This is a genomic window from Elstera litoralis (assembly GCF_000963705.1).
GTDB lineage: Bacteria > Pseudomonadota > Alphaproteobacteria > Elsterales > Elsteraceae > Elstera > Elstera litoralis.
Genome location: NZ_LAJY01000091.1, coordinates 1 through 2,409 on the forward strand (window position 1 = coordinate 1; position 2,409 = coordinate 2,409).

The 2,409-nt window shown below is 60.9% G+C and carries 2 protein-coding genes and 1 pseudogene; 1 reads left to right on the forward strand and 2 read right to left on the reverse strand.

Annotated features, from left to right (window positions below; genetic code table 11):
- Positions 1-14: 14 nt before the first annotated feature.
- Complete coding sequence (locus tag VZ95_RS04650) at positions 15-821, reverse strand: metallophosphoesterase family protein (protein WP_084627575.1); 807 nt, start codon at positions 819-821, stop codon at positions 15-17.
- Positions 822-1,016: 195 nt separating this feature from the next.
- Between VZ95_RS04650 and VZ95_RS04655 the strand changes: the two are divergent.
- A pseudogene (locus tag VZ95_RS04655) lies at positions 1,017-1,571 on the forward strand (polysaccharide biosynthesis/export family protein); the annotation flags it as partial.
- A gap of 102 nt (positions 1,572-1,673) precedes the next feature.
- Here the strand turns inward: VZ95_RS04655 and VZ95_RS22740 are convergent.
- Positions 1,674-2,165 carry a copper chaperone PCu(A)C gene (locus VZ95_RS22740; RefSeq protein WP_084627576.1) on the reverse strand — a complete coding sequence of 164 codons (492 nt, stop codon included), beginning with the start codon at positions 2,163-2,165 and terminating at the stop codon, positions 1,674-1,676.
- Positions 2,166-2,409 lie beyond the last annotated feature (244 nt).

Below are 2,409 nucleotides of genomic sequence, written 5' to 3' on the forward strand. Positions count from 1 at the left end.
CAAAAACCGGCGCTTTATGACAGAGGGGCTGGAATGGTTTGCAAAAATGCCTCCATTGCGCCGTCAATCACCAACGCCGTCAGAATGCCGGAATGAAAGGCCCCCGTATCAATGCCGATCCGGTTAGGTCGCACGTCCGGCATTTCGGTAATCGTATGGCCGTGCACAATTTTACGATCAAAGCGGGTGCGGCTCGATAAAAACGGCTCGCGGATCCACAAAAGATCGTCGGTTTTCTGAGCATCCCAGGCAAGGCCCGGACGAATGCCCGCATGCACGAACCCATAGCCGCCATAGCTCCAGCGGTCGCGCAAACTTGTCAGAAACTGCCGATGGGGTGCGGGTAGCTTCGCCGCTAGTCCTTCCGAAAGCTTCTGCCGCCATAGGGCACCGCCCCCCGGATTGACCCCATAGCTTTTCAGCGTTTCGAGGCCGCCGTAATCAAGCCATTCTGCCCCGGCCTCGGCATCCTCCAGGAAGGCGAGCATGGCATCCTCATGATTGCCGCGCAGGTAGATCCGCTCGGCCCCGCCAATGGGGGCCGGGCCGAGCAAGCGTTCGATAACGCCCGCGCTATCTGGTCCCCGATCCACATAATCGCCGACGTAGACCAGCGTTACCGGTCGATGCCGCGCCCCCATACGGTGCGCAGCATCGGCGGCGATCTGCTCGTGCAGACTATCGAGTTCGCGCGCGCAACCGTGAATATCGCCGATGGCATAGATCAGCGCGCCGCCTTCCTCCAAAAGAGGCAGGCCCTCGTGCGCAACCACACCGAAGCGGCGACCGAGACGGGTGAGAAAACTGCCCCCCAAAACCATCGGTTACTGCCCCTCCCCCTTTTCAAAACTCTGTGGTCGCCATATTCTTAGAAGCACGGGAACGAAGAAACTTCTAGCATCGGGGCACCGCGAAGCGTACCCCAACGGAGATACAAGGTCTTCATCCCTCAGGGTATCGAAATGATGCTGCGAGCAAAAAAAAGGTGACAAGGTATGATTCCCACTCGGACACCGATGCAGTTCCATCGCCGCTTGAAGGCCTTAACGGCCGCCATCGGCCTGAGCCTGCTGACCGCTTGCGGGGGTGGGGCTTCCCTGCCCGGCGGTGAAGCCCCCGCCTCGATCGCCAATCCGGCAGAAAGCTACTTACTGGAGCCGGGTAATCGCATTCGCGTGACCGTCTTCAATCAACTCAATCTCTCGGGCGATTTCCAACTCGATCCCGGCGGATCGATCACCCTGCCGCTCATCGGTTCGGTTCCCGCTGCGGGTGTTACCGCGAGCGGCTTCGGTCAGCGCCTTGAAGAGCGGATGAAGCGCGACGGCTATCTGCTCGATCCGCGCGTCGCCGTCGACGTACTGACGTTCAATCCCTTCTATGTGATGGGTGAAGTGCGCGGCCCAGGCGAATTCCCCTATTCGATGGGCATGACCGTGCTCTCGGCCATCGCCCGGGCGGGCGGGTACGATTATCGCGGTCGCCAGGGCGAGGTGATCCTAGTGCGCAACGTTAGCGGTAAGCAGCAGGAATATCGCGCCAATGAACGCACGCCCATTCTGCCGGGCGATATCATCCGCGTTCTAGAGCGGAACTTTTTAACGTCTGACCGATCCAAAAACGGCACTGGCGGATCAAGGCGTAGCTTGATCCGCCAGATTGGGACGCGACGCTCAGTGACGCTGGCCTGCCGTCGGCCCCATCGCCCCCGCCCGTTCGACGGCAATCATCACCTGCGTTTCGCCCGCCTTTTCGAAGACGAGGGTCATCGGAAACACGGTGCCGAGCTTCAACGGCTGCTTTAGGCCCGTCAGCATTAAATGAAACGCCCCCGCCGGGCTCAGCTCGGCTTTCTGGCCCGCTGGAAGATCCAGCGTTGCGACATGGTGCATTTCCATAACGTCGCCGGATTTAACGTTCATATGCAGCATCACTTCGGTGGCGACGGGGGTGGAAGCCGAGAGCAGCCGGTCGGGGGTCGTGCCCTGATTGGTCAGCACCATATAGGCCGCGCCATTGGGCATTCTCGACGTTGTCGCCCGTGCAAAAGGGTGATCGATCACAATCGATCCGGCCTTGAACTCATGGGCGAAAACCGAAGGGGCCGCCATCAACAGGGCGGCGACGGATAGGGCGCGACAGGCGCGCAGGAAAGCGTAAGACATGATTTTCCTCTCGACACGATAAGGGTTTAGAAAGTTCCTAAACCCCTCCGGGAGGGGCGCGCGGTTGGAGCGGTTGAGGCGGGGCCACCCGAGCCGCCACTACCAGCATCGGCGCCTGCCAAACCAATGGGGTTACAGGCGGCGGCGGGAGAAAAACCGCCGCGACGGGCGGAAGCGCCAGCCCGCGCGCGCCGGTCGGAAGACAGCACAGCCCGCAGGCCGGATCATGTTCCGGTTGATCTGG